Source organism: Methanobrevibacter oralis (assembly GCF_001639275.1).
In the GTDB taxonomy this organism is placed as follows: domain Archaea; phylum Methanobacteriota; class Methanobacteria; order Methanobacteriales; family Methanobacteriaceae; genus Methanocatella; species Methanocatella oralis.
Genome location: NZ_LWMU01000116.1, coordinates 1 through 2,415, shown reverse-complemented (window position 1 = coordinate 2,415; position 2,415 = coordinate 1). Strand labels below are relative to the sequence as shown.

The following is a 2,415-nucleotide window of genomic DNA, read 5'->3' as shown; positions in this document are numbered from 1 at the left end:
AAAACTAACAAACAAAAAAGGAATAGCCACACTAAAAATCAAAAACCTAAAAAAAGGCAAATACAACATCTACACACAATACACCAAATCAAAAATAAAAAACACAATAACAATCAAATAAAAAAAAAAAAGATAAGGAACCACCAACACTTCCTTATTTTTTTAACTTTGCAGGATGGGACATGAAATTTTTTAATTTTTCATAGAATTTTTTTTTATTTTAAAAATTTTTTGCAATAATTTTATTTTTCAGTTGTTTCTATTGTTTATTTCGTTGTATATTCTCTTTTTAAGTTGTGTCCTATTGTGTATAGTTTAAAATCTATATTTACTTGTTTTAAGCCTGTTGTTGTGAATTTTGTTAGGTTTATGTTTTGTTTCATGTTTGCAAATGGTAGTTCCTGCTGTTTTTTTGAGCGTATTTTTGTAGATTTTATTGGGGGGCTTTTTGTGGTTTTCTATTTTTCTTTGCATTTTTATTTTTGAAATATTTTCCATAGTCAGTGATTATTCTGTATTGTTGTGTTTTTACTGTAATATTTTTGTACTGGGCAGTTTTTGCATTCTTTGGTCCAATGTGTGATTCTTGTTTTGTTTTTGTATTGGTATTCGCTTTTTTTTCTATAGTGGTTGACCAATTGGGGGGAAGATATAGGTCATCATTTCGTGATCATAGTTGATAATTAATCTTTGGAAAAATGGTTTTTCGGACAATTATTTACTATTTTTTTTTTCTTTTCTTGAGAGTTTTCGTGAGGATATGTAACCGTCAAGGTCCATGTTTTTCAAGATATTCTGTGTTTTTCATCTGTTGAGTATCCATTATCTGCACTTACTTGGTAATTAACAGGCATTTTCATCGTTATATTTCTGTTAAATTTGATTGTACTTGTTCCATTTAATGGAACAAGTTCGTAATGGTCTGTTGGATTGTATTGTTATGTATGATGCTAGGATTATTCTTTTATGTGAGTCTACAGCAATCTGTCCATTGTAATCCAAATTCCCCATTTTACCTTTTTTTTATTAATCATAAAAATCTTGAATCTGGATCATTTACACTTAATTACATCATTTTTTCCAGAATTCTTTAAGCTTTTCTTCGAGTGTTTCAAGCTTTTTTGTAAATTTTTTTTTCAGGATTTTTCCTCTGGATTGTTTTAAGAGGTTTTTTTTACTTGAAGCTCTCAATTTATCTTTGGTCTCCATCATTTTTAAGAGGATTTATTGATTTTCTCTTACTGTTTCTTGGAATTTTTCTTTGTTTGTTAATATGATTCAGGAACACTAATTTTTCCAGATTCATCGCCCAATTCCAAATATTCTTCTTGATCCAATTTATAATACTTTTCTTCCAAGTGTTCTTTTCATGATTATTTTTAATTGTTGTTCATTGGTTATTATTTTTTAAAGATGTTTTTACTTTAGTTCCATCTAAAACTTAAATGGCGGATTTTCTTCTTTTTCAAATCTTTAAAAGTTGTTTTAAAAGCTTCATCAATTAAATCAGGTATAATCCAATTTGAATCTTATAAAATTGTCCCTATAAACTGGCTTTTGCATGCCTGCTAAGTACATATAAGCAATATTCAGTTCTTGTTCTTCTATCAATTAGGAGAAGACAATCCACCATCAAATAACACTCATCAAAACCAATCCTAAGCAACATTTTCACGAGGATAAGCAGGTTCACCAGGCTTATCACGAAAAACTCCTTGTTAGCTTCGGAACAATCAATTTGATCAACCACATTTTTAATAAAATAACACGGATGACCTTCAGGAATCAAATTACTCAAGTCCATAGGCACCAACATAGTCTGATTAATAGTATCATCTTTTAAAACCATAAATAAAACAACCATAAATATTAATATTTATAATAAAAGATTGTACTTCATAGTATATAAAATTAAAGGAAAAAAAATAAGCGAAAAAAAAAATTTTAAAAATTAATGAGAATCATGTCCCATCCTGCCTCATAAAGAAAAAAAGAATTAATATAATTCTAGACAATACAAGGATTCACACAGCAAAAATGGTTCAAAAAGTTGCAGAAATATCAAATATAAATCTAATATATTTAAAACAATATTGTCCTGATTTAAGCCCCATTGAAAATGTTTAAAGAATGAATATTAATAAAAATATTTGAGAACAAATTCTATGAAATTATTAGAAAGAAAAATCATTTTATGAAAATTGGCATGATCTAAATAGTATAAAATTTTAGAGAAAAACTATAATAAAAAAGGTTAAAATAAGGAAGTGTTGGTGGTTCCTTATCTTTTTTTTTTATTTGATTGTTATTGTGTTTTTTATTTTTGATTTGGTGTATTGTGTGTAGATGTTGTATTTGCCTTTTTTTAGGTTTTTGATTTTTAGTGTGGCTATTCCTTTTTTGTTTGTTAGTTTT

Annotated in this window: 3 protein-coding genes; 1 reads left to right on the top strand and 2 read right to left on the bottom strand. The window is 27.1% G+C overall.

The window, feature by feature from the left end; translation table 11 throughout:
* Positions 1-266: 266 nt before the first annotated feature.
* Together MBORA_RS11260 and MBORA_RS11255 are read right to left on the bottom strand one after the other, a co-directional pair.
* A complete protein-coding gene (locus MBORA_RS11260) occupies positions 267-422 on the bottom strand; it encodes a transposase (protein WP_332870916.1) in 156 nt (51 codons plus the stop codon).
* A gap of 649 nt (positions 423-1,071) precedes the next feature.
* Entirely contained in the window at positions 1,072-1,209 is a 138-nt protein-coding gene (locus MBORA_RS11255; RefSeq protein ID WP_232817561.1) for a hypothetical protein, read from the bottom strand.
* Positions 1,210-1,941: 732 nt separating this feature from the next.
* On the opposite strand from MBORA_RS11255, the gene MBORA_RS11250 reads away from it, so the two are divergent.
* The gene (locus MBORA_RS11250) at positions 1,942-2,127 is read left to right on the top strand and encodes a transposase (RefSeq protein WP_082853412.1); all 186 of its coding nucleotides are present in this window, start codon (positions 1,942-1,944) and stop codon (positions 2,125-2,127) included.
* The last annotated feature ends 288 nt before the right edge of the window (positions 2,128-2,415 follow it).